The organism is Streptomyces sp. NPDC093064 (assembly GCF_044754605.1).
GTDB lineage: Bacteria > Actinomycetota > Actinomycetes > Streptomycetales > Streptomycetaceae > Streptomyces.
Genome location: NZ_JBIVPK010000062.1, coordinates 1 through 26,863, shown reverse-complemented (window position 1 = coordinate 26,863; position 26,863 = coordinate 1). Strand labels below are relative to the sequence as shown.

At 69.9% G+C, this 26,863-nt stretch carries 26 protein-coding genes; 22 read left to right on the top strand and 4 right to left on the bottom strand.

Going from position 1 to position 26,863, the window contains the following annotated elements; all coding sequences use genetic code 11:
* The first annotated feature begins 232 nt into the window (after positions 1–232).
* The 19 genes from rho to ACIQFZ_RS38200 all read left to right on the top strand — a co-directional run bounded on the left by rho (position 233) and on the right by ACIQFZ_RS38200 (position 19,935).
* A complete protein-coding gene (rho, locus tag ACIQFZ_RS38290) occupies positions 233–2,260 on the top strand; it encodes a transcription termination factor Rho (protein WP_383059388.1) in 2,028 nt (675 codons plus the stop codon).
* Between the two features lie 405 nt (positions 2,261–2,665).
* Positions 2,666–3,805 carry an LCP family protein gene (locus ACIQFZ_RS38285; RefSeq protein ID WP_402693402.1) on the top strand — a complete coding sequence of 380 codons (1,140 nt, stop codon included), beginning with the start codon at positions 2,666–2,668 and terminating at the stop codon, positions 3,803–3,805.
* 197 nt (positions 3,806–4,002) lie between these two features.
* Positions 4,003–4,227, top strand: a complete 225-nt coding sequence (rpmE, locus tag ACIQFZ_RS38280; RefSeq protein ID WP_141358350.1) for a 50S ribosomal protein L31 — start codon at positions 4,003–4,005, stop codon at positions 4,225–4,227.
* Between the two features lie 117 nt (positions 4,228–4,344).
* Entirely contained in the window at positions 4,345–5,412 is a 1,068-nt protein-coding gene (gene prfA, locus ACIQFZ_RS38275) for a peptide chain release factor 1 (RefSeq protein WP_402693401.1), read from the top strand.
* Between the two features lie 95 nt (positions 5,413–5,507).
* Positions 5,508–6,347, top strand: coding sequence for a peptide chain release factor N(5)-glutamine methyltransferase (gene prmC / locus ACIQFZ_RS38270; RefSeq protein WP_361417534.1), 840 nt, complete (start codon positions 5,508–5,510; stop codon positions 6,345–6,347).
* Positions 6,348–6,399: 52 nt separating this feature from the next.
* A complete protein-coding gene (locus ACIQFZ_RS38265) occupies positions 6,400–7,047 on the top strand; it encodes an L-threonylcarbamoyladenylate synthase (RefSeq protein WP_361417353.1) in 648 nt (215 codons plus the stop codon).
* The gene (locus ACIQFZ_RS38260; RefSeq protein WP_361417356.1) at positions 7,044–7,676 is read left to right on the top strand and encodes a protein-tyrosine-phosphatase; all 633 of its coding nucleotides are present in this window, start codon (positions 7,044–7,046) and stop codon (positions 7,674–7,676) included. Before ACIQFZ_RS38265 ends, ACIQFZ_RS38260 begins: the two co-directional genes overlap by 4 nt.
* 805 nt (positions 7,677–8,481) lie before the next feature.
* A complete protein-coding gene (gene glyA, locus ACIQFZ_RS38255; RefSeq protein ID WP_376652155.1) occupies positions 8,482–9,720 on the top strand; it encodes a serine hydroxymethyltransferase in 1,239 nt (412 codons plus the stop codon).
* A 139-nt stretch (positions 9,721–9,859) separates the two neighbouring features.
* Complete coding sequence (locus ACIQFZ_RS38250) at positions 9,860–11,263, top strand: MraY family glycosyltransferase (RefSeq protein ID WP_402693400.1); 1,404 nt, start codon at positions 9,860–9,862, stop codon at positions 11,261–11,263.
* 301 nt (positions 11,264–11,564) lie between these two features.
* On the top strand, positions 11,565–12,011 hold the full coding sequence (locus ACIQFZ_RS38245) for a hypothetical protein (RefSeq protein WP_141358340.1): 447 nt from the start codon (positions 11,565–11,567) through the stop codon (positions 12,009–12,011).
* A 225-nt stretch (positions 12,012–12,236) separates the two neighbouring features.
* Positions 12,237–13,058 carry a F0F1 ATP synthase subunit A gene (gene atpB, locus ACIQFZ_RS38240; RefSeq protein WP_365419219.1) on the top strand — a complete coding sequence of 274 codons (822 nt, stop codon included), beginning with the start codon at positions 12,237–12,239 and terminating at the stop codon, positions 13,056–13,058.
* A gap of 74 nt (positions 13,059–13,132) precedes the next feature.
* Positions 13,133–13,363, top strand: a complete 231-nt coding sequence (atpE, locus tag ACIQFZ_RS38235; RefSeq protein ID WP_031039373.1) for an ATP synthase F0 subunit C — start codon at positions 13,133–13,135, stop codon at positions 13,361–13,363.
* A 40-nt stretch (positions 13,364–13,403) separates the two neighbouring features.
* Positions 13,404–13,946, top strand: coding sequence for a F0F1 ATP synthase subunit B (locus ACIQFZ_RS38230; RefSeq protein ID WP_365419222.1), 543 nt, complete (start codon positions 13,404–13,406; stop codon positions 13,944–13,946).
* A 2-nt stretch (positions 13,947–13,948) separates the two neighbouring features.
* Positions 13,949–14,764: a F0F1 ATP synthase subunit delta gene (locus ACIQFZ_RS38225; protein WP_365419236.1), complete on the top strand. Its 816-nt coding sequence runs from the start codon at positions 13,949–13,951 to the stop codon at positions 14,762–14,764.
* A 141-nt stretch (positions 14,765–14,905) separates the two neighbouring features.
* Positions 14,906–16,498 (top strand): F0F1 ATP synthase subunit alpha, encoded by a 1,593-nt coding sequence (gene atpA, locus ACIQFZ_RS38220; RefSeq protein WP_383059397.1) that lies wholly within the window; start codon positions 14,906–14,908, stop codon positions 16,496–16,498.
* 21 nt (positions 16,499–16,519) lie between these two features.
* Entirely contained in the window at positions 16,520–17,437 is a 918-nt protein-coding gene (locus ACIQFZ_RS38215) for a F0F1 ATP synthase subunit gamma (protein ID WP_383059398.1), read from the top strand.
* The gene (gene atpD, locus ACIQFZ_RS38210) at positions 17,437–18,873 is read left to right on the top strand and encodes a F0F1 ATP synthase subunit beta (RefSeq protein ID WP_365419232.1); all 1,437 of its coding nucleotides are present in this window, start codon (positions 17,437–17,439) and stop codon (positions 18,871–18,873) included. Before ACIQFZ_RS38215 ends, atpD begins: the two co-directional genes overlap by 1 nt.
* 110 nt (positions 18,874–18,983) lie before the next feature.
* A complete protein-coding gene (locus ACIQFZ_RS38205) occupies positions 18,984–19,358 on the top strand; it encodes a F0F1 ATP synthase subunit epsilon (RefSeq protein WP_361417380.1) in 375 nt (124 codons plus the stop codon).
* A 130-nt stretch (positions 19,359–19,488) separates the two neighbouring features.
* A complete protein-coding gene (locus ACIQFZ_RS38200) occupies positions 19,489–19,935 on the top strand; it encodes a DUF2550 domain-containing protein (protein ID WP_361417383.1) in 447 nt (148 codons plus the stop codon).
* 109 nt (positions 19,936–20,044) lie between these two features.
* Here ACIQFZ_RS38200 and ACIQFZ_RS38195 read toward each other — a convergent pair whose 3' ends face one another.
* From ACIQFZ_RS38195 to ACIQFZ_RS38185, 3 genes are all read right to left on the bottom strand, one after another.
* Positions 20,045–21,871, bottom strand: a complete 1,827-nt coding sequence (locus tag ACIQFZ_RS38195; RefSeq protein ID WP_402693399.1) for a glycosyl hydrolase family 18 protein — start codon at positions 21,869–21,871, stop codon at positions 20,045–20,047.
* A 166-nt stretch (positions 21,872–22,037) separates the two neighbouring features.
* Complete coding sequence (locus tag ACIQFZ_RS38190) at positions 22,038–22,679, bottom strand: response regulator (RefSeq protein WP_402693398.1); 642 nt, start codon at positions 22,677–22,679, stop codon at positions 22,038–22,040.
* Positions 22,676–23,851 carry a sensor histidine kinase gene (locus tag ACIQFZ_RS38185; RefSeq protein WP_383059405.1) on the bottom strand — a complete coding sequence of 392 codons (1,176 nt, stop codon included), beginning with the start codon at positions 23,849–23,851 and terminating at the stop codon, positions 22,676–22,678. Before ACIQFZ_RS38185 ends, ACIQFZ_RS38190 begins: the two co-directional genes overlap by 4 nt.
* Positions 23,852–24,002: 151 nt before the next feature.
* Between ACIQFZ_RS38185 and ACIQFZ_RS38180 the strand changes: the two genes are divergently transcribed.
* Complete coding sequence (locus ACIQFZ_RS38180; protein ID WP_402693397.1) at positions 24,003–24,581, top strand: hypothetical protein; 579 nt, start codon at positions 24,003–24,005, stop codon at positions 24,579–24,581.
* A 33-nt stretch (positions 24,582–24,614) separates the two neighbouring features.
* Here ACIQFZ_RS38180 and ACIQFZ_RS38175 read toward each other — a convergent pair whose 3' ends face one another.
* Positions 24,615–25,187, bottom strand: coding sequence for a cob(I)yrinic acid a,c-diamide adenosyltransferase (locus ACIQFZ_RS38175; RefSeq protein WP_365433644.1), 573 nt, complete (start codon positions 25,185–25,187; stop codon positions 24,615–24,617).
* A 267-nt stretch (positions 25,188–25,454) separates the two neighbouring features.
* Here ACIQFZ_RS38175 and ACIQFZ_RS38170 point away from each other — a divergent pair, with 267 nt between their 5' ends.
* Positions 25,455–26,303: a 3-hydroxyacyl-CoA dehydrogenase family protein gene (locus ACIQFZ_RS38170; RefSeq protein ID WP_383059407.1), complete on the top strand. Its 849-nt coding sequence runs from the start codon at positions 25,455–25,457 to the stop codon at positions 26,301–26,303.
* Positions 26,304–26,448: 145 nt separating this feature from the next.
* Positions 26,449–26,772, top strand: coding sequence for an STAS domain-containing protein (locus tag ACIQFZ_RS38165; protein ID WP_141358314.1), 324 nt, complete (start codon positions 26,449–26,451; stop codon positions 26,770–26,772).
* The last annotated feature ends 91 nt before the right edge of the window (positions 26,773–26,863 follow it).

The window sequence follows — 26,863 nt, the reverse complement described above, 5'->3', positions numbered from 1 at the left end:
CGCACACTGAGCGGTCCGCCGGGCACGCTCCGGAATCGGTGCGACCACGCCACGTGACTCAGTGACACTCGGTGCCGCTGATGGTCGAGGAAGCGCCAATCACCAGAAATCTCTTCCGCCGCTTTGGGCGGACCACCGCCCCGGCACGGTTCACCAGCAAGGACCGAAGCCGGACAGCACAACCGGTCGCCGAGCCAGACAGGCCGACGTCCGCTCCAGGGAAGGACCCTTCGTGAGCGACACCACCGATCTGATGGGCGCACGTGTCGAGGAGACCGCTGCCGCGCCCGCCACGGACGCCTCCGCGCCTGCCACCGGTGCCGGCTCCCGGCGGCGCCGCGGTACCGGCCTCGAGGGCATGGTGCTGGCCGAGCTGCAGCAGGTCGCATCCGGCCTCGGTATCAGGGGCACCGCGCGCATGCGCAAGAGCCAGCTGATCGAGGTCATCAAGGAGGCGCAGGCGGCCGGGGGCGCCCCCGCCGCGAAGGCCGCGCCTGCCGCGGGGGACGCCACCGAGACCAAGCCGAAGCGTCGCAGCACCTCCCGCACCCGTACGGGCGACGAGGCCGCGCCCGCGAAGAAGGCGGCCGAGGCCCCCTCCGCCAAGCCCTCGAACGACGTGGAGCAGTCGGGCGCCCCCGCCAAGGCCGTGGCGCAGCAGCAGATCGAGATCCCCGGCCAGCCGGCCAGCGAGGACGCTCCGGCCGAGCGCCGCCGCCGTCGGGCCACCGCGGAGGCGGGCGCCCCGTCGGGCAGCGCCGAGACCGTCGCCGCCGAGGCGAAGAGCGAGCCGAAGGCCGAGACCCCGGCCCAGCAGCAGTCGCAGGGCGAAGCCGGTGACGGCGGCGAGGGCCGTCGTCGCGACCGCCGTGAGCGCGGCCGGGACCGCGACCGCGACCGCGACCGCCGCGGCAAGGGCGACGACCAGCAGGGCCAGGGCGGCCAGCAGCAGCGCCAGCAGGGCCAGCAGCAGGGCGGCGGCCGGCAGGACCGTCAGCAGCGGCCCGACGAGGACGGGGACGACTTCGAGGGCGGCCGCCGGGGCCGTCGCGGCCGCTACCGCGACCGCCGTGGCCGCCGTGGCCGCGACGACGTCTCCGAGCCGCAGATCGCCGAGGACGACGTCCTGATCCCCGTCGCGGGCATCCTGGACATCCTCGACAACTACGCCTTCATCCGCACGTCGGGCTACCTGCCGGGTCCCAACGACGTGTACGTCTCCCTCGCCCAGGTCCGCAAGAACGGCCTGCGCAAGGGCGACCACGTCACCGGTGCGGTCCGCCAGCCGAAGGACGGCGAGCGCCGCGAGAAGTTCAACGCGCTGGTCCGGCTGGACTCCGTCAACGGCATGGCGCCCGAACACGGCCGTGGGCGGCCGGAGTTCAACAAGCTGACGCCGCTGTACCCGCAGGACCGGCTCCGTCTGGAGACCGACCCGGGCGTCCTGACCACCCGCATCATCGACCTGGTCTCGCCCATCGGCAAGGGCCAGCGTGGTCTGATCGTGGCCCCGCCGAAGACCGGCAAGACCATGATCATGCAGGCGGTCGCCAACGCGATCACGCACAACAACCCCGAGTGCCACCTGATGGTCGTCCTCGTCGACGAGCGTCCGGAAGAGGTCACCGACATGCAGCGGTCGGTCAAGGGCGAGGTCATCTCCTCGACCTTCGACCGCCCGGCCGAGGACCACACCACGGTCGCCGAGCTCGCCATCGAGCGCGCCAAGCGCCTGGTGGAGCTGGGTCACGACGTGGTCGTGCTGCTGGACTCGATCACCCGTCTGGGCCGTGCGTACAACCTGGCGGCCCCGGCCTCCGGCCGAATCCTGTCCGGTGGTGTCGACTCCACCGCCCTGTACCCGCCGAAGCGGTTCTTCGGTGCGGCCCGCAACATCGAGGACGGCGGCTCGCTCACCATCCTCGCCACCGCCCTGGTGGACACCGGGTCCCGCATGGACGAGGTGATCTTCGAGGAGTTCAAGGGCACCGGCAACATGGAGCTCAAGCTCGACCGGAAGCTCGCCGACAAGCGCATCTTCCCCGCGGTGGACGTCGACGCGTCCGGCACCCGCAAGGAGGAGATCCTGCTCGGCGCCGAGGAGCTCGGCGTCGTCTGGAAGCTGCGCCGGGTGCTGCACGCGCTCGACCAGCAGCAGGCGATCGAACTGCTCCTCGACAAGATGAAGCAGACCAAGTCGAACGTCGAGTTCCTGATGCAGATCCAGAAGACCACCCCGACTCCCGGCAACGGCGACTAAGGCGTTACGCCAGGTCAGCCGGACCAGCCGGGTAAGCCGGCAAGAGGCGCACCGAAGGCCGCCCCCCTGTTTTCAGGGGGGCGGCCTTCTGCCGTTGCGGGCCGTACGAGCGTTGGCCCGTACGAGACCTTTGCCACAGGCACCGCGCCACGCTCCGGCTCCCCACGGCGCCGTCCCGCCCCGTGTCACCGCAGGTGAGTCGGGTTACCAAGCGGTACACAGCCCCGCATGGTGCCTATGTCCGCATGTGGTGGACACACAGCGTTGTGCAACCCTTTCCCGAGTTCCCCCGTCTGACCGTACGAGCGACGATAGTGCGGTACGGGTCAATCGACCGAGAGCAGACCGGGGCCCGACCCCGACCGCAGGGGGCAACCGACCGTAGACACGAGAACCGAGGAGCGCATGCCTGCCGACAGCACGCGAGGACCGGGCATACCAGGGGAGTCCGGCGACACCGGGCCCCGCCGCCGTGCCAAGGGCCGCCGTCGCAAGCCCCCCACCGGGCGGCGCAGGGCTCTGACGGCCATGGCCTGGACCGCCGCGGGGATCGTCGTGCTCGGCGGAGCGGGGGCCGGCTTCCTCTACTTCAAGCTCAACGGCAACCTCAGGACGATCGACATCAACCAGGCCCTCGGCGGCGACCGGCCCACCAAGGCCGACAACGGCTCCGAGAACGTCCTGGTCCTCGGCTCCGACAGCCGCGCCGGCGGCAACAAGAAGCTCGGCGGCGGCACCGACGACGGCAGTGCCCGCTCCGACACGGCGATGATCGTGCACGTCTACGAGGGTCACAAGAAGGCCAGTGTCGTCTCCATACCGCGCGACACCCTCGTCGACCGCCCCGAGTGCACCGACGGCAAGGGCGGAACGCACGCCGCGGCGCACGACGCGATGTTCAACGAGTCGTACTCCACCGGCGGCGCCGCCTGCGCGGTGAAGACCGTCGAGTCGATGACCGGCCTGCGCATGGACCACTACCTGGAGGTCGACTTCAGCGGCTTCCGGAAGCTCGTCGACGAACTCGGCGGAGTCCCGGTCACCACGACGAGGAACATCGACGACCCGCGGAGCCACCTCGACCTCAAGGCCGGCACGCACACCCTCGACGGACAGCAGGCCCTCGGCCTGGTCCGCACCCGGCACGGGGTCGGCGACGGCTCCGACCTCGGCCGCATCCAGCTCCAGCAGGCCTTCGTCAAGGCCCTGGCCGACCAGGTCAAGCACATCGGCGTGCTCACCAACCCCAAGAAGCTCTACGACCTCGCCGACACCGCGACCAAGACCGTCACCGCCGACTCCGACCTCGGCTCGGTGAACGCCCTGATCGCCTTCGCCGACGGCCTGAAGGGCATCAGCTCCTCCCACATGACCATGGTCACGATGCCGGTGCGGTACGACCCGGCCAACCCGAACCGCGTCCTCGTGGAGAAGGCCAAGGCCCAGCAGATCTGGAAGGCCCTGAGGAACGACCGCCCCATCCCGAAGACGGCCACGGAAGGCACGGCCACCGGCAAGGCCGGCGGAGTGGTGAGCACCTCCTAGGGGCGCGGGAAACCCACCCACCCCCGCCCCGCGGGAAACCCACCCCCGCCCCGCGGACGACCCGCAGGGAATACCCGACCCCACCCCCCGGTTTGGGTGGATGGCCCCAGTCCTGGCAGACTGGTACGTCGGCTCCGGTTCACGCTCCGCATCCCGCGGCTGCGACCCGGCGCCCTCCCGGAACTCTAGGAGACACCTTGAAGCGCGACATCCACCCCGCGTACGTCGAGACGCAGGTCAGCTGCACCTGCGGCGCGTCGTTCACCACCCGCAGCACCATCGAGTCCGGCAGCATCCGGGCCGAGGTCTGCTCCGAGTGCCACCCGTTCTACACGGGCAAGCAGAAGATCCTCGACACCGGTGGCCGTGTGGCCCGCTTCGAGGCCCGCTTCGGCAAGGCTGCCGCCGGCTCCAAGAAGTAGCGAGCCCCTTTTCGCCGGTCCACGGTCGTGCCCCCACCGCGGGGTGCGCCGGGACCGGCGTTTTTGGTCGCCCGCCTTCCCCCACCCCAGTAGTACAGGCAGTACAGGAGCCGAAAGATGTTCGAGGCCGTCGAGGAACTCGTCGCCGAGCACGCCGATCTGGAGAAGAAGCTCGCCGACCCGTCGGTCCACGCCGACCAGGCCAACGCGCGCAAGCTCAACAAGCGCTACGCCGAGCTCACCCCGATCATCGCCGCGTACCGCTCCTGGAAGCAGACCGGCGACGACATCGACACCGCGCGCGAACTCGCCGCGTACGACCCCGACTTCGCGGCCGAGGTCAAGGAGCTGGAGCGGCAGCGCGAGGAGTTGACCGAGAAGCTGCGCCTCCTGCTCATCCCGCGCGACCCCAGCGACGACAAGGACGTCATCCTCGAGATCAAGGCGGGCGCGGGCGGCGACGAGTCGGCCCTGTTCGCCGGCGACCTGCTGCGCATGTACCTGCGGTACGCCGAGCGGGTCGGCTGGAAGACCGAGATCATCGACGCCACCGAGTCCGAGCTGGGCGGCTACAAGGACGTCCAGGTCGCGGTGAAGACCCGCGGGCAGACCGAGCCCGGCCAGGGCGTGTGGGCCCGGCTGAAGTACGAGGGCGGGGTGCACCGCGTGCAGCGGGTGCCGGCCACCGAGTCCCAGGGCCGTATCCACACCTCCGCGGCCGGTGTGCTGGTCACCCCCGAGGCCGAGGAGGTGGACGTGGAGATCAACCCCAACGACCTCCGCATCGACGTCTACCGGTCCTCCGGGCCCGGCGGCCAGTCCGTCAACACCACCGACTCCGCCGTGCGCATCACGCACCTGCCCACCGGAGTCGTCGCCTCCTGCCAGAACGAGAAGAGCCAGCTGCAGAACAAGGAGCAGGCGCTGCGTATCCTGCGCTCCAGGCTGCTCGCCATGGCGCAGGAGGAGGCGGAGCGGGAAGCGGCCGACGCCCGCCGCAGCCAGGTCCGCACCGTCGACCGTTCCGAGAAGATCCGCACCTACAACTTCCCGGAGAACCGCATCTCGGACCACCGGGTCGGCTTCAAGGCGTACAACCTGGACCAGGTCCTGGACGGCGAGCTGGACGCGGTGATCCAGGCCTGCGTCGACGCGGACTCGGCCGCCAAGCTCGCGGCCGCGTAAGACACGTACGCACGCGGGACGTGCGCACGTACGAGCACCAACGGAGGACCAGCGTGCAGCAAGAATCCGGGGGGCGACCCCCGAGTCCCCGCAGCGTGCTGCTCGCTGAGGTGGCGCAGGCCACCCAGCGGCTGGCCGACGCGGGCGTGGACTCGCCGCGCACCGACGCGGAGGAACTCGCCGCGTTCGTGCACGGCGTCAAGCGGGGCCAGCTGCACACCGTGAAGGACGCCGACTTCGACGCCCGCTACTGGGAGGTCATCGCCCGGCGCGAGCAGCGCGAGCCGCTCCAGCACATCACCGGGCGGGCCTACTTCCGGTATCTGGAACTCCAGGTCGGGCCAGGGGTGTTCGTGCCCCGGCCGGAGACCGAGTCCGTGGTCGGCTGGGCCATAGACGCCGTACGGGCCATGGATGTCGTCGAGCCGTGCATCGTCGACCTGTGCACCGGCTCGGGGGCCATCGCGCTCGCCCTCGCCCAGGAGGTGCCGCGCTCGCGCGTGCACGCCGTGGAGCTGAGCGAGAACGCCCTGAAGTGGACCAGCAAGAACATGGAGGGGTCCAGGGTCGACCTGCGCCAGGGCGACGCCCTGACGGCCTTCCCGGATCTCGACGGCCAGGTCGACCTCGTCATCTCCAACCCGCCGTACATCCCGCTCACCGAATGGGAGTACGTCGCCCCCGAGGCCCGCGACTACGACCCGGAGCTGGCGTTGTTCTCCGGGGAGGACGGCCTCGACCTGATCCGCGGCATCGAGCGCACCGCGCACCGGCTGCTGCGGCCCGGCGGAGTCGTCGTCGTCGAGCACGCCGACACCCAGGGCGGACAGGTGCCGTGGATCTTCACCGAGGAGCGGGGCTGGGCCGACGCCGCCGACCACCCCGACCTCAACAACCGGCCGCGGTTCGCCACCGCCCGCAAGGCGCTGCCGTGACCCCCATCAGGACTTCTATCCAGCAGTACGTGTACGAGGAGGCCCGCTGACAATGGCACGGCGATACGACACCAACGACGCCACCGACCGCGTGACGGGTCTGCGCGAGGCGGCGTCCGCCGTCCGTCGCGGCGAACTCGTGGTGCTGCCCACCGACACGGTCTACGGCATCGGCGCCGACGCGTTCTCCTCCGAGGGCGTGGCCGACCTGCTCGCCGCCAAGGGCCGGGGCCGCAACATGCCCACCCCTGTCCTCATCGGCTCCCCGAACACGCTGCACGGACTGGTCACGGACTTCTCCGAGATGGCCTGGGAACTCGTGGACGCCTTCTGGCCGGGCGCGCTGACGCTGGTCGCGCGGCACCAGCCGTCCCTCCAGTGGGACCTCGGGGACACCCGGGGCACGGTCGCGGTGCGGATGCCGCTGCACCCGGTCGCCATCGAACTGCTCACGGAGGTCGGCCCGATGGCCGTGTCGTCGGCGAACCTGACCGGCCACCCCGCGCCGGAGGACTGCGGCGCCGCGCAGGACATGCTCGGCGACTCCGTCTCGGTCTACCTGGACGGCGGCCCGACCCCCGGCAACGTCCCGTCCTCCATCGTCGACGTCACCCGCAAGGTGCCCGTGCTGCTGCGCGAGGGTGCCCTGTCGCCGGAGGAGCTGCGCAAGGTGGTACCCGACCTCGAGGTGGCGAATTGACGGCCCCTGACGCGGGGCGTGGCATAGGCGACACCTTCCGCATCCTGCACGTCAGCACCGGCAACGTGTGCCGTTCGCCCATCACCGAGCGGCTGACCCGGCACTTCGTGGCGGACCGGCTCGGGGATTCGCGGGGCGGCGGGCTGATCGTGGAGAGCGCGGGCACCTGGGGCCACGAGGGCGCGCCGATGGAGGCCAACGCGGAGACCGTGCTGGCCGACTTCGGCGCGGACGCCTCCGGCTTCACCGGCCGGGAGCTGCTGGACGAGCATGTGATCTGCGCCGACCTGGTGCTCACCGCGACCCTGGACCACCGTGCCCAGGTCATCTCCATGGGCCACTCGGCCGGCCTGCGCACCTTCACCCTCAAGGAGTTCACCCGCCTGGTGAAGGCGATAGACCCGGCCACGCTGCCTCCCCTGGAGGACGGCGTGGTCGAACGCGCCCGCGCCCTGGTCCGTGCCGCCGCCGCTCTACGCGGGTGGCTCCTGGCTCCGACCGCCGAGGCCGACGAGGTCTACGACCCCTACGGCGCCCCCTTGACGTTCTTCCGCTCGGTCGGCGACGAGATACACCAGGCCCTGGACCCGGTGGTAACGGCCCTGACGGGAGTCCCGGCCCGCGCTTGACGCCCGCCGGGCTCCGCAGCCGACGGGGATCCGCCCCGGGGTCGGCCACCGACCCCCCAGCACCTGCCGACGGGCGCCACGCTCCGACGCGGGCACAACTGCCGGCGTAGGTCGGTGGCGTGGTGCGGGGTGCGTGCGGGTGCGCCGTGGGTCGCGTCGGTGACGGCCATGGTGTGTGCCTGTGAGGTCGCCTGACGTTGAAGGGCCCGAGCCCTGGTCCGGAGTGCCCTGCGGGGCCGTGCACGGGGCGCGTCGGGTCCGGGCGGCCTGCTCTGGCCGGTGGGCATGGTGCGGGCGCGTCGGTGATGGCCTTGACGCGTGTCCGCGGGGTGTCTGGCGGGCCGGGAGGCCCGGGCCAGGGCCCCCTGCTTGTGTCGTGCACGGGTCCGGTCGGCCTGCTCCGGTCGGTGCTTGGTGCGGGTCGTGCGTGGGCTGCTTCGATGATCGGCCTCGGCGCGTGCCTGTCGGGCGTCTGGCGGCTCGCAAGCTCGTGCCTGGCTCCGGGGGCCCGGCCGGAGGCTTCCTGGACCGGTACGCCCCGGCTGGAGGCCCCTGGAGGGGCGTGTCGGCCTGTGGGTGACCCCGGCGCTCGGCGCGGGCTCCGAGGCCCGCCGTCCGGGGTGCGTGGACGGGGGAGAGGGGCGCTCGCCGCTCGTCGTGGTTTCGCGGGCCCGGCCGGCGGCGTTGCGCGGGTGTGAGCAGAGAGGCCCGTGACGGGTCGCCGTGTCGGCGTAAGGGGCCGCGCGGGGTGGGGTTGGTGGGCCTACATTGGACGTACGTCAACGTCGACCGCCCGGAGCCCGACATGTCGGTCATCCCCGTTCTCGAGGCCGATCTCCTGCGCCGGCAGGACCCCGAACTGGCCGACGTCCTGCTCGGGGAGCTGGACCGGCAGTCGACGACGCTCCAGTTGATCGCGGCGGAGAACTTCACCTCGCCGGCGGTACTCGCCACGCTCGGCTCGGTGCTGGCGAACAAGTACGCCGAGGGCTATCCGGGCGCCCGGCACCACGGCGGCTGCGAGATCGTCGACGCGGCCGAACGCCTCGCCGTGGCGCGGGCCAAGGCCCTGTTCGGTGCCGAACACGCCAACGTGCAGGCCCACTCGGGCTCGTCCGCGGTGCTCGCCGCGTACGCGGCGCTGCTGCGGCCCGGCGACACCGTCCTCGCCCTCGGCCTGCCCTACGGCGGCCACCTCACGCACGGCTCGCCCGCGAACTTCTCCGGCCGCTGGTTCGACTTCGTCGGCTACGGCGTCGACGCCGAGACCGGACTCATCGACCACCAGCAGGTGCGCACGCTCGCCCACGCGCACCGGCCCAAGGCGATCGTGTGCGGCTCCATCGCCTACCCGCGCCACATCGACTACGCCTTCTTCCGCTCGGTCGCCGACGAGGTCGGCGCCTATCTGATCGCCGACGCGGCCCACCCCATCGGACTCGTCGCCGGCAGGGCGGCGCCCAACCCCGTCCCGTACGCCGACGTGGTGTGCGCCACCACCCACAAGGTGCTGCGCGGGCCGCGCGGCGGGATGCTCCTGTGCGGCGGCGAGCTGGCCGAGCGCGTCGACCGCGCCGTCTTCCCCTTCACCCAGGGCGGCGCCCAGATGCACACCATCGCCGCCAAGGCCGTGGCGTTCGGCGAGGCCGCGACCCCGGCCTTCTCCGCCTACGCCCACCAGGTCGTCGCCAACGCGCGGGTGCTCGCGGCCCGGCTGGCCGCGGAGGGCCTGACCGTCACCACCGGCGGCACGGACACCCACCTGATCACCGCCGACCCGGCCCCGCTCGGCGTCGAGGGGCGCACCGCGCGCGGACGGCTGGCCGCCGCCGGTATCGTCCTCGACTGCTGCGCGCTGCCGCACGCCGACGGCCGCGGGCTGCGGCTTGGCACCGCCGCGGTGACCAGCCAGGGCATGGGCCAGCAGGAGATGGAGTGGATAGCCGTCCTGTTCGGCAAAGTGCTGCGCGGCGAGGTCGACGGGGCGAGCGCGCGTGAGGATGTGCGCGAACTCACTGGCCGGTTTCCGCCGTACCACGGCTGAGACGGGGTAGCAGAACGGTCGTACAAAACCGTACACAGCCACACGTGCAACCATCGTCGCTACCCGGAAGTCCACATACATATGCCTGCGTCGCTAGGGTGTGGGGCTGAGAAGGCCAGCGAGACCTGTGGGGAAGCCCGTGCGTGAATACCTGCTGACGCTCTGCATCACGGCCGCGGTGACGTATCTGCTGACAGGGCCGGTACGTAAGTTCGCGATCGTCGCAGGAGCGATGCCGGAGATCCGGGCACGTGACGTGCACCGTGAGCCCACTCCCCGGCTCGGCGGTATCGCGATGTTCTTCGGCCTGTGCGCGGGCCTGCTCGTCGCCGACCACCTCACCAACCTCAACGAGGTCTTCGAGAAGTCGAACGAGCCGCGCGCGCTGCTTTCCGGCGCCGCCCTGATCTGGCTGATCGGCGTCCTGGACGACAAGTTCGAGATCGACGCCCTGATCAAGCTGGGCGGCCAGATGATCGCGGCCGGTGTGATGGTGATGCAGGGTCTGACGATCCTGTGGCTGCCCGTGCCCGGCGTCGGCACGGTCGCGCTCACCCAGTGGCAGGGCACCCTGCTCACGGTCGCCCTGGTCGTCATCACCATCAACGCGGTCAACTTCGTCGACGGCCTCGACGGTCTGGCCTCCGGCATGGTGTGCATCGCGGCCGCCGCGTTCTTCATGTACGCCTACCGGATCTGGTACTCGTACGGCATCGAGGCCGCCGCCCCCGCGACCCTCTTCGCGGCCGTCCTCATGGGCATGTGCCTGGGCTTCCTGCCGCACAACATGCATCCCGCGCGGATCTTCATGGGCGACTCGGGGTCCATGCTCATCGGCCTGGTGCTGGCGGCCGGCGCGATCTCGGTGACCGGGCAGGTCGACCCGGACGTGATGAAGCTGTTCTCCGGTTCCGAGCGCAACGCGGTGCACCAGATGGTGCCGGTCTACATCCCGCTGCTGATGCCGCTGACGATCATCGCCATCCCGGCCGCCGACCTGATCCTGGCCATCGTGCGGCGTACCTGGCACGGCAAGTCGCCGTTCGCCGCCGACCGCGGCCATCTGCACCACCGCCTGCTGGAGATCGGCCACTCGCACAGCCGGGCCGTGCTGATCATGTACTTCTGGGCGGCCCTGATCGGCTTCGGCGCGCTCGCCTACTCGGTCAAGTCGGCGTCCATGTGGATCGTGCTGGGCATCGTGGTCCTCAGCTTCATCGGCCTGGTGCTGCTCCTGCTGCCGCGCTTCACCCCCCGCGCCCCGCGCTGGGCCGAGCAGTTCGTGCCGCCGCGCTACCGGCGCCGAGGCCGGGTCATGTCCCCGGAGGCCTCCACGGCGGCGCCGTCCGCGTCGTCCACGGAATCCGCGCCGCAGGGGGCGTCCGTGGGGGCTTCCGCGACCGCGGAGAGCCCTGTGCCGGAGGAGGCGCCCGTGGCCGCGGGCGTGCGGGTCCGTGCCGGCTCGGCCGGTGTCAACGGAGCGACCGCCGTCGGAGCCCGTTCGCGCGTTCTGGACGGGCGGAAGGCCGGAACGTCGCGCTGACGGCCAAGGTAAGAATCTGACTAAAGCGTTGCCAACCCGTGGGGTGCTAAATCCCTCCAATATCGGGCGAATAGGTCTGGATTTTGCACAGAAGTGCAGCTGTACTCTCACGTGTGAGGGTCAGCACACGAGGGAGGTAAAGACCTCATCAAATAGTTTGTGATACCGTTCACGAGTATCCCGGAGAGCCGAAGGGCCACAGTGAGAAGGTCCTGGTGGGGCCGAGGTTTCCTCCCTCGGCACCGGGACTACGCTCGTCCCATGACGACGCCCTGCCCCCTGTGAATGCGGAGTTGCCGCGATGCCGTCCAATGACGCCCGGATCCTGGCCGAGGCCGCTGTGCCCACAGCCGCCGTCGGTGTGGTCGCCGCCGTCGTCAGCGGTGTGGTCGCCGGTGGCAAAGGGGCGATCGGCGCGGTCGTCGCGACCCTGGTCGTGATCCTGTTCATGGGGCTCGGCCTCTACGTCCTGCAGCGCACGGCCAAGTCGCTTCCGCATCTCTTCCAGGCGATGGGCCTGATGCTCTACGCGGCCCAGATCCTGCTGCTGTTCGTCTTCCTGGCCGCGTTCAAGCACACCACGCTGTTCAACCCCAAGGCTTTCGCCTTCACCCTGCTCGCCGCCACGCTGGCGTGGACCGCGGCGCAGACGCGGGCCCACATGAAGTCCAAGATCCTCTACGTCGAGCCCGACTCGGCCCCGTCCACGGCGGGCGAGAAGTCCGAAAAGACGGAGCGCTCGTCGTGAGCGGTAGGGCCGGGATAAAGACGCTTGAGAGATCCTGCTATCGTCCGGTGCCAACTGCGGCATCGCGGGCGCGGGCATCACAGCTGACGCCTGTTCGATCGCGAGGCGAGATGCCCCACTGCCGCCCCCACATCCGTAACACCAGTCCCGTGCCGAACCGCGGCCGCACGCCGCGCCGACACAACGAGGTTGCCGTACCTATGCGCCACGCTGAAGGAGCCCGCGGTGAGTGCTGACCCGACGCAGGTGCTCGCCTTCGAGACCGACTGCCACATCTTCGCCGGCTGTGGCTTCCCCGCTCCGGGCCTGCACTCGTTCCTGTTCGAGCCCCTCTGGGGCAACGCGGACAGCAACCTGTACTTCAACAAGACGATGCTGCTGGCGCTGCTTGGCTCCATCATCGTCGTCGGTTTCTTCTGGGCTGCCTTCCGCAAGCCGAAGGTCGTGCCGGGCAAGCTCCAGATGGTCGCCGAGACGGGCTACGACTTCATCCGGCGCGGGGTCGTCTACGAGACGATCGGCAAGAAGGAAGGCGAGAAGTACGTTCCGCTCGTCGTCTCCCTGTTCTTCTTCATCTGGATGATGAACCTCTGGTCGATCGTCCCGATCGCCCAGTTCCCGGTCACCGCGATCATCGCGTACCCGATCGTGCTGGCCCTGATCGTCTACGTGCTGTGGGTCTCGCTGACCTTCAAGCGCCACGGCTTCGTGGGCTTCTTCAAGAACGTGACGGGCTACGACAAGTCGCTGGGCCCGGTGCTCCCGCTGGCCATGCTCATCGAGTTCTTCTCGAACCTGCTGGTCCGGCCCTTCACCCACGCGGTCCGGCTCTTCGCGAACATGTTCGCGGGCCACACGCTGCTGCTGCTCTTCACGATCGCCAGCTGGTACCTGCTCAACGGCATCGGCATCGCCTACGCGGGCGTCAGCTTCATCATGACGATCGTGATGACGGCCTTCGAGCTCTTCATCCAGGCACTGCAGGCGTACGTCTTCGTCCTCCTCACGTGCACGTACATCCAGGGCGCGCTCGCCGAGCACCACTGAGCACCCCGCAGAGCAACCCCCTGATCGTCCGGTGGCCAACCCCCACCGGTCCGTAAAGAAAAGGAAGAACTGGCATGTCCCAGACCCTTGCCGCTGTTTCCGGCTCGCTCGGCTCCATCGGTTACGGCCTCGCTGCCATCGGCCCCGGCGTCGGCGTCGGCATCATCTTCGGTAACGGCACCCAGGCCCTGGCCCGCCAGCCCGAGGCCGCCGGCCTGATCCGCGCCAACCAGATCCTCGGCTTCGCCTTCTGTGAGGCGCTGGCGCTGATCGGTCTGGTCATGCCGTTCGTCTACGGCGTCTGATTCGCCGACCAGCGAAAGCCCCTAGACGAAAGGCAACGACATGAGCCAGCTGCTCATTCTGGCGGCCGAGAAGGAGAACCCTCTCTTCCCGCCGATCCCCGAGCTCGTCATCGGCCTGCTCGCCTTCGTCATCGTCTTCGGTTTCCTCGCGAAGAAGCTCCTCCCGAACATCAACAAGGTTCTGGAGGAGCGCCGCGAGGCCATCGAGGGCGGTATCGAGAAGGCCGAGGCCGCGCAGACCGAGGCCCAGAGCGTTCTTGAGCAGTACAAGGCTCAGCTCGCCGAGGCCCGGCACGAGGCCGCGCGCCTGCGCCAGGAGGCACAGGAGCAGGGCGCCACGCTCATCGCGGAGATGCGGGCCGAGGGCCAGCGTCAGCGCGAGGAGATCGTCGCCGCCGGCCACACCCAGATCGAGGCCGACCGCAAGGCCGCCGCGTCCGCGCTCCGGCAGGACGTCGGCACGCTGGCCACCGAGCTGGCCGGCAAGCTCGTCGGCGAGTCCCTCGAGGACCACGCCCGGCAGAGCCGTGTGATCGACCGCTTCCTCGACGAGCTCGAGGAGAAGGCCGAGGCGACTCGATGACCATGCACGGAGCCAGCCGTGAGGCACTGACCGCCGCACGTGAGCGTCTGGACGCGCTGACGGACTCCACCTCGGTGGACGCCGGCCGGCTTGCCGACGAGCTGGCCGCCGTCACCGCGCTGCTCCACCGCGAGGTGGGCCTGCGTCGGGTCCTGACCGACCCGGCGCAGTCCGGTGAGGCCAAGGCCACGCTGGTGCAGCGCCTGCTCGGCGGGCAGATCGGCGGCACGGCCGTCGACCTGGTGTCCGGCATGGTGCGTTCCCGCTGGTCGCAGCCCCGCGACCTGGTCGACACGCTGGAGGAGCTGGCGGACGTCGCCGACCTCACCGCGGCGCAGCGGGCCGGCACGCTCGACAACGTCGAGGACGAGCTGTTCCGCTTCGGCCGGATCGTCTCCTCGAACACCGGGCTGCGCGCGGCCCTGACCGACCGCGCCGCGACCGTCTCGGCCAAGAAGGAGCTGCTGCGCCGGCTGCTCGGCGGCCGTGCGGCCGCGACCACCGAGCGTCTGGTGACGCGCCTTGTGACCGCGCCGCGGGGACGTAGCCTGGAAGCGGGACTGGAGTCCCTGACCAAGCTCGCCGCCGACCGTCGCAACCGCATGGTCGCCGTCGTCACCTCGGCGGTCCCGCTGAGCGACACGCAGAAGCAGCGCCTCGGCGCGGCCCTCGCCAAGCTCTACGGCCGTCAGATGCACCTCAACCTCGACGTGGACCCCGACGTCGTCGGCGGGATGCGGGTGCAGGTCGGCGACGAGGTCATCAACGGCTCCCTCGCGGACCGGCTCGAAGACGCCGCCCGCCGCATGGCGAGCTAGCAGCAACTCAACACGCAAGACGTACACGACGGCCCTGGTTGGGCCGTGCAGAGGATTCACCTCTTATTGGGGGGAGTCCCGAACTCGTGGAATACCCCCCAAGTGAAACTTCGGGCCCAACAAGGAGAGCAGGGAACCCAGATGGCGGAGCTCACGATCCGGCCGGAGGAGATCCGGGACGCGCTGGAGAACTTCGTCCAGTCGTACAAGCCGGACGCGGCCTCGCGCGAGGAGGTCGGTACGGTCACCCTTGCCGGCGACGGCATCGCGAAGGTCGAGGGCCTTCCCTCGGCCATGGCCAACGAGCTGCTGAAGTTCGAGGACGGCACCCTCGGCCTCGCCCTCAACCTCGAGGAGCGCGAGATCGGTGCCATCGTCCTCGGTGAGTTCAGCGGCATCGAGGAGGGCCAGCCGGTGCAGCGCACCGGTGAGGTCCTGTCCGTGGCCGTGGGCGAGGGCTACCTCGGCCGCGTGGTGGACCCGCTCGGCAACCCGATCGACGGCCTCGGCGAGATCGAGACCGAGGGCCGCCGCGCCCTCGAACTGCAGGCCCCCACGGTCATGCAGCGCAAGTCGGTGCACGAGCCGATGGAGACGGGCTACAAGGCCGTCGACGCCATGACCCCGATCGGCCGTGGCCAGCGTCAGCTGATCATCGGCGACCGCCAGACCGGCAAGACCGCCCTGGCCGTCGACACGATCATCAACCAGCGCGACAACTGGCGCACCGGCGACCCGAACAAGCAGGTCCGCTGCATCTACGTCGCCATCGGCCAGAAGGGCTCCACCATCGCGTCGGTCCGGCGCTCGCTGGAGGAGAACGGCGCGCTGGAGTACACGACCATCGTGGCCGCCCCGGCGTCCGACCCGGCCGGCTTCAAGTACCTGGCGCCGTACACCGGTTCCGCCATCGGCCAGCACTGGATGTACCAGGGCAAGCACGTCCTGATCATCTTCGACGACCTGTCGAAGCAGGCCGACGCCTACCGCGCCGTGTCGCTGCTGCTGCGCCGTCCGCCGGGCCGTGAGGCCTACCCGGGCGACGTCTTCTACCTGCACTCCCGTCTGCTGGAGCGCTGCGCGAAGCTGTCCGACGACATGGGCAAGGGCTCGATGACCGGTCTGCCGATCGTCGAGACCAAGGCCAACGACGTCTCGGCGTTCATCCCGACCAACGTCATCTCCATCACCGACGGCCAGTGCTTCCTGGAGTCGGACCTGTTCAACGCCGGTCAGCGCCCCGCGCTGAACGTCGGTATCTCCGTCTCCCGAGTCGGTGGTTCCGCGCAGCACAAGGCGATGAAGCAGGTCTCCGGCCGTCTGCGCGTGGACCTGGCCCAGTTCCGTGAGCTGGAGGCGTTCGCCGCCTTCGGTTCCGACCTGGACGCCGCCTCGAAGTCCCAGCTGGATCGCGGTCAGCGCATGGTCGAGCTGCTGAAGCAGGACCAGTACCAGCCGATGGCCACCGAGGACCAGGTCGTCTCCGTCTGGGCCGGTACCACCGGCAAGATGGACGAGGTGCCGGTCGCCGACATCCGCCGCTTCGAGAAGGAGCTCCTGGAGTACCTGCACCGCAAGGAGCAGGGCCTCATGACCTCCATCAAGGAGGGCGGCAAGATGTCCGACGACACGCTGCAGGCCGTCGCCGAGGCGATCGTCGAGTTCAAGAAGCAGTTCGAGACGGGCGACGGAAAGCTGCTCGGCGAGGACACCCCGGCCGCTGCCGCCAAGTGACGTAAGGAAGGGACCTGACTCATGGGAGCCCAGCTCCGGGTCTACAAGCGTCGCATCCGATCCGTCACCGCGACCAAGAAGATCACCAAGGCGATGGAGATGATCGCCGCCTCGCGCGTCGTCAAGGCGATGCGCAAGGTGTCGGCCTCCACGCCGTACGCGCAGGAACTGACCCGCGCGGTCACGGCGGTCGGAACCGGGTCCAACACCAAGCACCCGCTGACCACGGAGGCGGAGAACCCGACCCGCGCCGCGGTACTGCTCCTGACGAGCGACCGCGGTCTGGCCGGCGCCTTCAACTCCAACGCCATCAAGGCGGCGGAGCAGCTGACCGCGCGCCTCGAGGGCGAGGGCAAGCAGGTCGACGCCTACATCGTCGGCCGGCGTGGTGTGGCCCACTACAACTTCCGTGAGCGCACGATCACGGAGTCGTGGACCGGCTTCACCGACGAGCCCTCGTACGCGGACGCCAAGACGGTGGCGGCTCCGCTGATCGAGGCCATCGAGAAGGGCACCGAGGACGGCGGCGTGGACGAACTCCACATCGTCTACACGGAGTTCGTCTCGATGATGACGCAGACGGCGATCGACGCCCGGCTGCTGCCGCTGAGCCTCGACGAGGTCTCGGCAGAGGCCGCGCCGAAGGACGAGATCCTTCCGCTGTACGACTTCGAGCCTTCGGCGGAGGACGTACTCGACGCGCTGCTGCCGCGCTACGTGGAGAGCCGTATCTACAACGCGCTGCTCCAGTCGGCCGCTTCGAAGCACGCCGCCACGCGGCGTGCGATGAAGTCGGCCACCGACAACGCGGGCGAGCTGATCGACACGCTCGCGCGTCTTGCCAACGCGGCCCGCCAGGCCGAAATCACCCAGGAAATCAGCGAGATCGTCGGTGGCGCGAGCGCCCTGGCCGACGCGACCGCGGGGAGTGACAAGTAATGACCACCACTGTTGAGACGGCCACGGCGGCGGGCCGCGTCGCGCGGGTCATCGGCCCGGTCGTCGACGTGGAGTTCCCCGTCGACGCGATGCCGGACATTAACAACGCCCTTCACGTCGAGGTCGCCGACCCGGCGAACGCGGGCGAGAAGAAGACGCTGACGCTCGAGGTCGCCCAGCACCTCGGTGACGGCATCGTCCGCACGATCTCCATGCAGCCCACCGACGGCCTGGTCCGCCAGTCCCCGGTGACGGACACCGGCTCGGCGATCTCGGTCCCGGTCGGCGACTTCACCAAGGGCAAGGTGTTCAACACCCTCGGTGAGGTGCTGAACGTCGACGCCGAGTACGACGGCGAGCGCTGGGCGATCCACCGCAAGGCGCCGAACTTCGACGAGCTCGAGTCGAAGACCGAGATGTTCGAGACCGGCGTCAAGGTCATCGACCTGCTGACCCCGTACGTCAAGGGCGGCAAGATCGGTCTGTTCGGCGGCGCCGGCGTCGGCAAGACGGTGCTCATCCAGGAGATGATCTACCGCGTCGCCAACAACCACGACGGTGTCTCCGTGTTCGCCGGTGTCGGCGAGCGCACCCGTGAGGGCAACGACCTCATCGACGAGATGAGCGAGTCGGGCGTCATCGACAAGACCGCGCTGGTCTTCGGTCAGATGGACGAGCCCCCGGGCACCCGTCTGCGCGTCGCGCTGGCCGGCCTGACCATGGCCGAGTACTTCCGCGACGTCCAGAAGCAGGACGTGCTGTTCTTCATCGACAACATCTTCCGCTTCACGCAGGCCGGTTCCGAGGTCTCCACGCTGCTCGGCCGTATGCCGTCCGCGGTGGGTTACCAGCCGAACCTGGCCGACGAGATGGGTCTCCTCCAGGAGCGCATCACCTCGACCCGCGGTCACTCGATCACCTCGATGCAGGCGATCTACGTCCCCGCGGACGACCTGACCGACCCGGCCCCGGCCACCACCTTCGCCCACCTCGACGCGACGACGGTTCTGTCCCGTCCGATCTCGGAGAAGGGCATCTACCCGGCCGTGGACCCGCTGGACTCCACGTCCCGGATCCTGGACCCCCGCTACATCGCGGCGGACCACTACAACGCGGCCATGCGCGTGAAGAACATCCTGCAGAAGTACAAGGACCTGCAGGACATCATCGCGATCCTCGGTATCGACGAGCTCGGCGAGGAGGACAAGCTCGTCGTCCACCGTGCCCGTCGCGTGGAGCGCTTCCTGTCCCAGAACACCCACGTCGCCAAGCAGTTCACCGGTGTGGACGGCTCGGACGTGCCGCTGGAGGAGTCGATCGCGGCGTTCAACGCGATCTGCGACGGCGAGTACGACCACTTCCCCGAGCAGGCGTTCTTCATGTGCGGTGGTATCGAGGACCTGAAGAAGAACGCGAAGGAGCTGGGCGTCTCCTGAGCATCGAGCTCACCTGAGGGGGCGGGTGCGTCCCGCCCCCTCGTCCACGCCCCTTAGAATTGACCCCAACACCCGGCACTACCGCCGGGTGGTGACCCGAGGAGCCAACCTTGGCTGCTGAGCTGCACGTCGAGCTGGTCGCCGCCGACCGCCAGGTCTGGTCCGGCGAGGCCACCCTGGTCGTCGCGCGCACCACGTCCGGCGACATCGGCGTCATGCCCGGTCACCAGCCGCTGCTCGGTGTGCTGGAGTCGGGCCCGGTGACCATCCGTACGAGTGAAGGTGGGACGGTCGTCGCCGCTGTGCACGGCGGTTTCATCTCGTTCGCGGACAACAAGCTGTCGCTGCTGGCGGAGATCGCCGAACTCTCGGACGAGATCGATGTCCAGCGCACCGAGCGAGAGCTCGAACGCGCGAAGGCGGAGGGCGACGCTCATGCCGAGCGCCGCGCGGAGGTCCGACTGCGCGCGGCGACGGCCAGCTGAACCCAGCCAGCCGTGTGATGACGTCACTCAGCCGCGGCCGGTACCGGAGCAATCCGGTACCGGCCGCGGCTGAGGTGAATGTGGGCGTTTTTTCCGTTCCATTACCTAGGAGACGAGGAGGTCGGTGTCGATGGTCCTCGCTCTGACTGTGTGCGGGCTGGTGGTCTTGCTCGTGGTGGTGGGACTGTTCGTCTTCGGCCTGCGACGCAGGCTCATCCAGCGCTCCGGCGGCACCTTCGACTGCAGTCTGCGCTGGGACGTACCGGAGAAGACCGACACCAGCGGCAAGGGCTGGAGCTACGGAGTCGCCCGCTACAACGGCGACCGCGTCGAGTGGTTCCGTGTCTTCTCCTACGCGCTCCGTCCGCGCCGCACCCTGGAGCGGGCGTCCATCGAGGTGGCCGGCCGCCGTCTGCCCGAGGGCGAGGAAGAACTCGCGCTGCTCTCCGACGCGATCGTCCTCACCTGCCTGCACCGCGGTACGCGATTGGAACTCGCGATGAGCGAGGACGCGCTGACCGGCTTCCTCGCCTGGCTGGAGGCGGCGCCGCCCGGACAACGAGTGAATGTGGCGTAGCCGCATTCGCTCGTTGGGTATCCGCATTCACCCGATGGCGTAGTACGACAGGAGAGCTCCCCCGGACGTGGTCCGGGGGAGCTCTCCTGGTCTCGGGGCCGGTGGGCCCTTACGACAGACCGCTGTTGATGGCGTTCACCAGTTCGCCGTTGCTGGTGTCACCGCTGAACTCCCAGAAGAAGGCGCCGCCCAGGCCCTGGGTCTTCGCCCAGGACATCTTGGTGCCGATGGTGGCCGGGGTGTCGTAGGACCACCAGTTGCTGCCGCACTTGGCGTAGGCCGTGCCCCCGACGGTGCCGGTGGCCGGGCAGGACGTCTTGAGCACCTTGTAGTCCTCGATGCCCTGCTCGTAGGTACCGGTCGCCGGGCCCGTGGCCGTGCCGCCCGGGGCGTCCTGGGTGACGCCGGTCCAGCCGCGGCCGTACAGGCCGATGCCGACGAGCAGCTTGCTCGCGGGTACGCCCTTGGCCTTGTACTTGGCGATCGCGTCGGCCGTGGTGAAGCCGGCCTGCGGGATGCCGTTGTACGAGGTGAGCGGGGAGTGCGGGGCGGTGGGGCCCTTCGCGTCCCAGGCGCCGAAGAAGTCGTACGTCATCACGTTGTACCAGTCGAGGTACTGCGCGGCGCCGCCGTAGTCGGCGGCGTCGACCTTGCCGCCGGAGGTGCCGTCGGCGGAGACCGCCGCCGTGACCAGGGCGCCGTTGCCGAACTTGGCCCGCAGCGCGGCCGCCACGTTCTTGATGGCCGCCGGCCCGCTGGTGTCACAGGTCAGGCCGCAGGCATTCGGGTACTCCCAGTCGATGTCGATGCCGTCGAACACATCGGCCCAGCGGGAGTCCTTCACCAGGTCGTAGCAGGACTGGGCGAAGGCCGTCGGGTTCTTGGCCGCGTCCGCGAAGCCGCCGGACCAGGTCCAGCCGCCGAAGGACCACAGCACCTTGATGTTCGGGTACTTGGTCTTCAGCTGGCGCAGCTGGTTGAAGTTGCCGCGCAGCGGCTGGTCCCAGGTGTCGGCGACGCCGCTGACCGACTGGTCCGCGGTGAACGCCTTGTCGTAGTCGGCGTAGGAGTCGCCGATCGCGCACTTGCCGCCGGTGACGTTGCCGAAGGCGTAGTTGATGTGCGTGATCTTCGAGGCGGAGCCGGACGTCACGATGTTCTTGACGTTGTAGTTGCGTCCGTAGATGCCCCACTCGGTGAAGTAGCCGAGCCGGACCTTGTTGCCGGGCGGGGGAGTGCCGCCACCGCCGCCGGTGGTGCGCACGGCGACGGAGCCGCTGACCGGGCCGGTCTGGTTGGCGGTGTCACGGGCCTGGACGCTGTAGGAGTAGTCGGTGCCGGCGGTCAGACCGGTGTCCGTGTACGAGGTCGTCGTCACGGTCGCGACCGTCCTGCCGTCGCGCAGGACGTCGTAGTTCTTGACGCCCTTGTCGTCGGTGGCCGCGCCCCAGGTGAGCTTCACCGAGGTGTCGGTGATGTTCGAGGCGGTCGGGGTGCCCGGCGCGGAGGGCGGGTTGTCACCGGGCACCGTGCTGCCGCCGTCACAACTGCCGCCATTGAGCTTGCAGTTGCTGGGGGAGCCGGCGCCGGCGCCGTTGAAGCCGAAGGAGACGGAGGCGCCCGGGGCGAGGGTGCCGTTGTAGGACTTGTTCTTGGCGGTCCAGTGGGTGCCGGAGCTGGTCACGTCCGCGTCCCAGGCGGAGGTGACGGACGTGCCGGAGGGGAAGTCCCACTCGATCGTCCACGAACTGATGCTCGTGGTGCCGGAGTTGGTCACCGTCCACTTGCCCTCGAAGCCGGAGCCCCAGTCCTGGGTCTTGGCGTAGGTGGCGGTGGCCGATGCCGCGGCCTGAGCGGAGCCCGCGAGGCCGACAAGGCCGGCCAGCGGGAGCAGCAGGGTCGCGAACCCGGCCGCGGCTCTGTGTCTGAAGCGCATACCGCGCCTCCTCTTGTGATGTCGCCGGCGGGGCGCTATGGCCACCCCTTCGGCGGTGGGGGTTGTGGTCGGGGGCGTGACTGAGCCATCACGCCCACCGGTGCCGCGAGAATAGAAAGGTCTGGACCACGGGTCAATAGGTCTGGACCAGTTGTCCCGTTGCTCCTCAGATCCCCAACTCCTGTGCCAGCACCGCTGCTTGGACCCGGCTGCGCAGCTCAAGCTTGCCCAGCAGGCGGCTGACGTGCGTCTTCACGGTGCCCTCCGCGAGGTCCAGGCGGACCGCGATCCCGGCGTTGGACAGCCCCTCACCCAGACACGACAGCACCTCGCGCTCCCGGGGGGTGAGGGTGCCCAGCGCGGCCGGAGCCGCCTTCGCCTCCCGTACCGGTCCGGCGGCGAACTCGGCGATCAGACGCCGTGTGACGGCGGGCGCGACGATCCCTTCCCCGCGCGCCACCGTGCGCACCGCCTCCACCAGTTCCCGCGCCTCGGCGTTCTTGAGCAGGAACCCGGCCGCTCCCGCGCGCAGCGCCCCGAAGACGTACTCGTCGAGGTCGAAGGTGGTCAGCACGAGGACGTCCGCCAACTGCTCCGCGACCACCAGCCGGGTCGCCGACACCCCGTCCAGCCGCGGCATCTGGATGTCCATCAGCACCACGTCCGGGCGCAGCTCGCGGGCCAGCGCCACCGCCTGCTCGCCGTCCGCCGCCTCGCCGGCCACTTCGATGCCGGGCGCGCTGCGCAGGATCAGGACCAGCCCGGCGCGGACGGCGGACTGGTCCTCGGCGACGAGGACACGGATCATGCGGGATCTCCTTCGCCATCACCCAGGGGCAGGGTGGCACGGACGGTCCAGACGGCGCCCTCGGGACCGGCCGCGAACGCGCCACCGAGCAGCGCGGCCCGCTCCCGCATCCCGACCAGACCGGCACCGGAGCCCGGGGCGCGCGGTCCGCCCCGATGCCCGTAGGGGCTGGTCACCGCCACCTCGAGCGCACCGTCGCGCCGGGCCAGGGCGACGGTGACGCGGCCCGGAGCCGCGTGTTTGAGGGCGTTGGTCAGCGACTCCTGCACGATCCGGTACGCCGCCAGCTCCACCGGCGTCGGCACCTCGCCGTGCCGGGCGTCGAGCGTGACCTCGAGACCGTTGCCGCGGGCCGCCTCGGCCAGCGCCTCGAGACCGTCCAGGGTCGGCGCGGCGGCCGGGGCGTGCTCGTCCCCGCTGTCGCGCAGGATGCCGATCAGCCGCCGCATCTCCGCCAGTCCCTCGACGCTGTTCTCCCGGATCACGGTGAGCGCCTGCCGCGAGGTCTCCGGGTCGTCCAGGGACAGCGCGGCCGTGGAGTGGATGGCGATGGCGGACATGTGGTTGGCGATCATGTCGTGCAACTCCCGTGCCACCCGAGCGCGTTCGGCGACAACCGCCTGCGTGCGGTCCATGTCCGCGAGCAGTGCGGTCTGTTCGGCCCGCAGCCGCTCGGCGACGGCCGTGTCACGGTGGTTGCGCACCACCCAGCCGGTGGCCGCCGGCACCAGGCTGACCAGGGCGACGCCCACGCCAAGGAGCAGTGCCTGCGGCGTGCGCCAGACCACGAGCGGCACGATCGTGCCGATCACCGTGAGCAGACCGGTGATCCAGGGAAGGCGGCGGGCGAAGGCGGGCGGGCCGTACAGCACCCCCGCGTAGACCAGATCGGTGAACATCACCACGGTGGCCAGGCTGCCCCGCGTCGGGAGGTCCGCGACGACCGCCGCGGTGCCGACGAGCAGGGCGGGCCCCGGCCGGGTGCGGCGCAGCAGCTCGCACCCCGCCATCACCAGCAGCGGGACGGCGACCGCCCAGTCCTGGTCCAGGACGGAGGCCGGGGCGTGTCGGGTGCGGGTGTGCATCCCGATGCCGATCAGCACCAGCCCGCCGAGCAGCCCGCCCACGGCGATGTACACGTCGTGGCGGTGCGGGCGCGGTCCTCGGGCCATGCGTCCATCCAACACGGGGAAGCGCTCCGCCGCTTGATGCTCCGGGAGGGTCCGCGCGTACATCGAAGGATGCACGCGCGGTTCGTCACCGCCGACGACGCACCGGACGTGGTCCGCTGCGAGCCTGGAGGAGGAACCGAGAGGAGCAATCGTGATCGTCGCGCTGATCATCGCCTGCGAGGTGGGCTTCTGGGTACTGCTGGCGCTGGGCCTGACCGCCCGCTACCTCCTGCGGTGGCGCCGCACCGGCATGGCCCTGCTGCTGTGCGAGCCGGTGCTGGAACTGGTCCTGTTCGCGGTCACCGCCGTCGATCTGAGGAACGGCGCGGAGCCCGGCTGGGAGCACGGACTGGCCGCCCTGTACATCGGCTTCACCGTCGGCTACGGCCACTACACCGTCCGCCGGCTCGACGCCCACGCGGCCCACCGCCTGGCCGGCGGCCCGCGCCCCGAGAAGCCGCCCCGTCACGGACTGGCCCGGGCGCGCCACGAGGGCGGCCTCTGGCTGCGCACCCTCGTCGCGTCGTGCGTCTCCCTCGCCCTGCTCCAGGCGGCGATCCTGTACGTCGGCGACCCGTCCGCCGCCGAGCCGCTCAGGTCCTGGCAGGGAGCGACGCTGCGCATCGCCGGGATCCACGGGCTGATCGCGCTGTCGTACCTGCTCTTCCCCAAGAAGGCTCCGGCCGGGTCGCCCCGCCCGGACGAGGAGCGCACACCGGCCGGACGGTGAACGGGCGAGGGATGCCTCGGTGGGAAGGAGCGCTCAGCGTTCGCCGCCCGGCACCCACAGCACGTCCCCGGTGGCCTTGTTGGCCGTGCGCGCCAGGATGAACAGCAGGTCCGACAGCCGGTTGAGATAGGTCGCGGTGAGCGGGTTCATCGTCTCGCCATGCGCCTCCAGGGCGGTCCAGGTCGAGCGCTCGGCCCGGCGGACCACCGTGCACGCCTGGTGGAGCAGGGCCGCGCCCGGCGTCCCGCCGGGGAGGATGAAGGAGCGGAGCTTGTCCAGTTCGGCGTTGAAGCGGTCGCAGTCCGCCTCCAGCCGGTCGACGTAGAACTGCTCGACCCGCAGCGGCGGGAACTCCGGGTTCTCCACCACCGGCGTGCACAGGTCCGCGCCCACGTCGAACAGGTCGTTCTGCACCCGGGTGAGGACCTCGACGACGTCCTCGCCGAGCCCGCCCAGCGCGATCGCCGTGCCGAGCACCGCGTTCGCCTCGTTGGCGTCGGCGTACGCCGAGATCCGCAGGTCGGTCTTGGCGACCCTGCTCATGTCGCCGAGGGTGGTGGTGCCCTTGTCCCCGGTCCGGGTGTAGATGCGTGTGAGGTTGACCATGAGCCCAATCTAGACGTTCCCGCGACGGGCGCCATGCGGCGATTTCGCGGTGGCGCCAACCCGGCCCGAGGCGCGAGGATTTCGTGGCCGAGTCCCCCGCACCGGACGTGACGGGCGTCTCACGCCCTGAGACAGTGACACGCATTACTTACGGGCCTCAAGGCCCCGCGTGAGCGCTAATGTCCGCACAGGAGCCATGCGTAAGCAGCGGGTAAGCGTCAAGCGCTCGCGCAGTCGTCATGCAGTCGTTTCGAAGGGGAGTCGTCAGTGTCACGGAAGCTCGCCGTCATCGGGGCCGGTCTCATGGGGTCCGGCATCGCCCAGGTCGCCGCGCAGGCGGGCTGGGACGTCGTCCTGCGGGACGTCACCGACGAGGCACTGAGGCGCGGCACGGACGGCATCAAGGCCTCGTACGACAAGTTCGTAGCCAAGGGCAGGCTGGAGGCGCACGACGCCGACGCCGCCCTCGCCCGCATCACCGCCACCACCGACCTGGACGCGGCCGCGGACGCCGACCTCGTGGTCGAGGCCGTCTTCGAGAAGCTCGAGGTCAAGCACGAGATCTTCCGCACCCTCGACAAGCTCGTCCGCGAGGACACCGTGCTCGCCTCCAACACCTCCGCCATCCCGATCACCAAGATCGCGGCCGTGACGGAGTGCCCGGAGCGGGTCGTCGGCGTGCACTTCTTCTCGCCGGTGCCGATGATGCAGCTCGTCGAGCTGGTCCGCGGTTACAAGACCAGCGACGAAACCCTCGCCCGGGCACGGGAGTTCGCCGAGTCCGTGGGCAAGACCTGCATCGTGGTCAACCGGGACGTGGCCGGCTTCGTGACCACCCGGCTCATCTCGGCGCTCGTCGTCGAGGCGACCAAGCTCTACGAGTCGGGCGTCGCCACCGCCGAGGACATCGACCTCGCCTGCAAGCTCGGCTTCGGTCACGCCATGGGACCGCTCGCCACCGCGGACCTGACCGGCGTCGACATCCTGCTGCACGCCACCGGCAACATCTACACCGAGACCCAGGACGAGAAGTTCGCGCCGCCGGAGCTGATGCGCCGGATGGTTGACGCCGGTGACATCGGGCGCAAGAGCGGGCAGGGCTTCTACAAGCACTGAGACCGCACAAGGGCCACGGGGGTCACCCTCCGGGGTGAATTCGGTATCGGTTCGCTTACAAGCAGCAACCAGACCGCCGCGGAGGCAGTCAGAGGTTGCACAGCCACCGTCACGGAGTACGCCACAGCATTCACGGGGAGCGCATATGCACATCAGGGGCGACCACGCCGAGCTGGTCGTCGGGGGCCGCCTCGACGTCCGCAGCGCGGCGGACGCCCGTACGGTCCTGCACTCGGCCGTCGACGACGGTGTCGGCGACCTGGTGCTCAACCTGTCCGAGCTCGACTCCTGGGACGCCACCGGACTCGGTGTGATCATGGGTGTCCACCGGCGGGCGGGCCGGTGCGGCCGGCGGCTGGTGCTGCGTGACGTGCCGCCGCAGATGCAGCGCCTGCTGGTGGCCACCCGGCTGCACCGCATCCTCGCCATCGAGGGCGGCATCGGCGTCGAGTCCCTGCCCCGCGTCTAGTGCTGCGACCGGAAAGGTTCACCGGCTCGCGACGCCCGGCACGGCTCCCCCAAGCTCTTCGAGCAGGGGGGACCCCCAGCCGCGTTGTCGC

Excerpts from the sequence above, each read along its gene's own strand:
- ACIQFZ_RS38285 (WP_402693402.1), top strand. The coding sequence starts at position 2,666 with ATGCCTGCCGACAGCACGCGAGGACCGGGCATACCAGGGGAGTCCGGC.
- prfA (WP_402693401.1), top strand. The coding sequence starts at position 4,345 with ATGTTCGAGGCCGTCGAGGAACTCGTCGCCGAGCACGCCGATCTGGAG.
- ACIQFZ_RS38265 (WP_361417353.1), top strand. The coding sequence starts at position 6,400 with ATGGCACGGCGATACGACACCAACGACGCCACCGACCGCGTGACGGGT.
- glyA (WP_376652155.1), top strand. The coding sequence starts at position 8,482 with ATGTCGGTCATCCCCGTTCTCGAGGCCGATCTCCTGCGCCGGCAGGAC.
- ACIQFZ_RS38245 (WP_141358340.1), top strand. The coding sequence starts at position 11,565 with ATGCCGTCCAATGACGCCCGGATCCTGGCCGAGGCCGCTGTGCCCACA.
- atpE (WP_031039373.1), top strand. The coding sequence starts at position 13,133 with ATGTCCCAGACCCTTGCCGCTGTTTCCGGCTCGCTCGGCTCCATCGGT.
- ACIQFZ_RS38230 (WP_365419222.1), top strand. The coding sequence starts at position 13,404 with ATGAGCCAGCTGCTCATTCTGGCGGCCGAGAAGGAGAACCCTCTCTTC.
- ACIQFZ_RS38225 (WP_365419236.1), top strand. The coding sequence starts at position 13,949 with ATGCACGGAGCCAGCCGTGAGGCACTGACCGCCGCACGTGAGCGTCTG.
- atpA (WP_383059397.1), top strand. The coding sequence starts at position 14,906 with ATGGCGGAGCTCACGATCCGGCCGGAGGAGATCCGGGACGCGCTGGAG.
- ACIQFZ_RS38215 (WP_383059398.1), top strand. The coding sequence starts at position 16,520 with ATGGGAGCCCAGCTCCGGGTCTACAAGCGTCGCATCCGATCCGTCACC.
- atpD (WP_365419232.1), top strand. The coding sequence starts at position 17,437 with ATGACCACCACTGTTGAGACGGCCACGGCGGCGGGCCGCGTCGCGCGG.
- ACIQFZ_RS38200 (WP_361417383.1), top strand. The coding sequence starts at position 19,489 with ATGGTCCTCGCTCTGACTGTGTGCGGGCTGGTGGTCTTGCTCGTGGTG.
- ACIQFZ_RS38195 (WP_402693399.1), bottom strand. The coding sequence starts at position 21,871 with ATGCGCTTCAGACACAGAGCCGCGGCCGGGTTCGCGACCCTGCTGCTC.
- ACIQFZ_RS38190 (WP_402693398.1), bottom strand. The coding sequence starts at position 22,679 with ATGATCCGTGTCCTCGTCGCCGAGGACCAGTCCGCCGTCCGCGCCGGG.
- ACIQFZ_RS38185 (WP_383059405.1), bottom strand. The coding sequence starts at position 23,851 with ATGGCCCGAGGACCGCGCCCGCACCGCCACGACGTGTACATCGCCGTG.
- ACIQFZ_RS38175 (WP_365433644.1), bottom strand. The coding sequence starts at position 25,187 with ATGGTCAACCTCACACGCATCTACACCCGGACCGGGGACAAGGGCACC.
- ACIQFZ_RS38165 (WP_141358314.1), top strand. The coding sequence starts at position 26,449 with ATGCACATCAGGGGCGACCACGCCGAGCTGGTCGTCGGGGGCCGCCTC.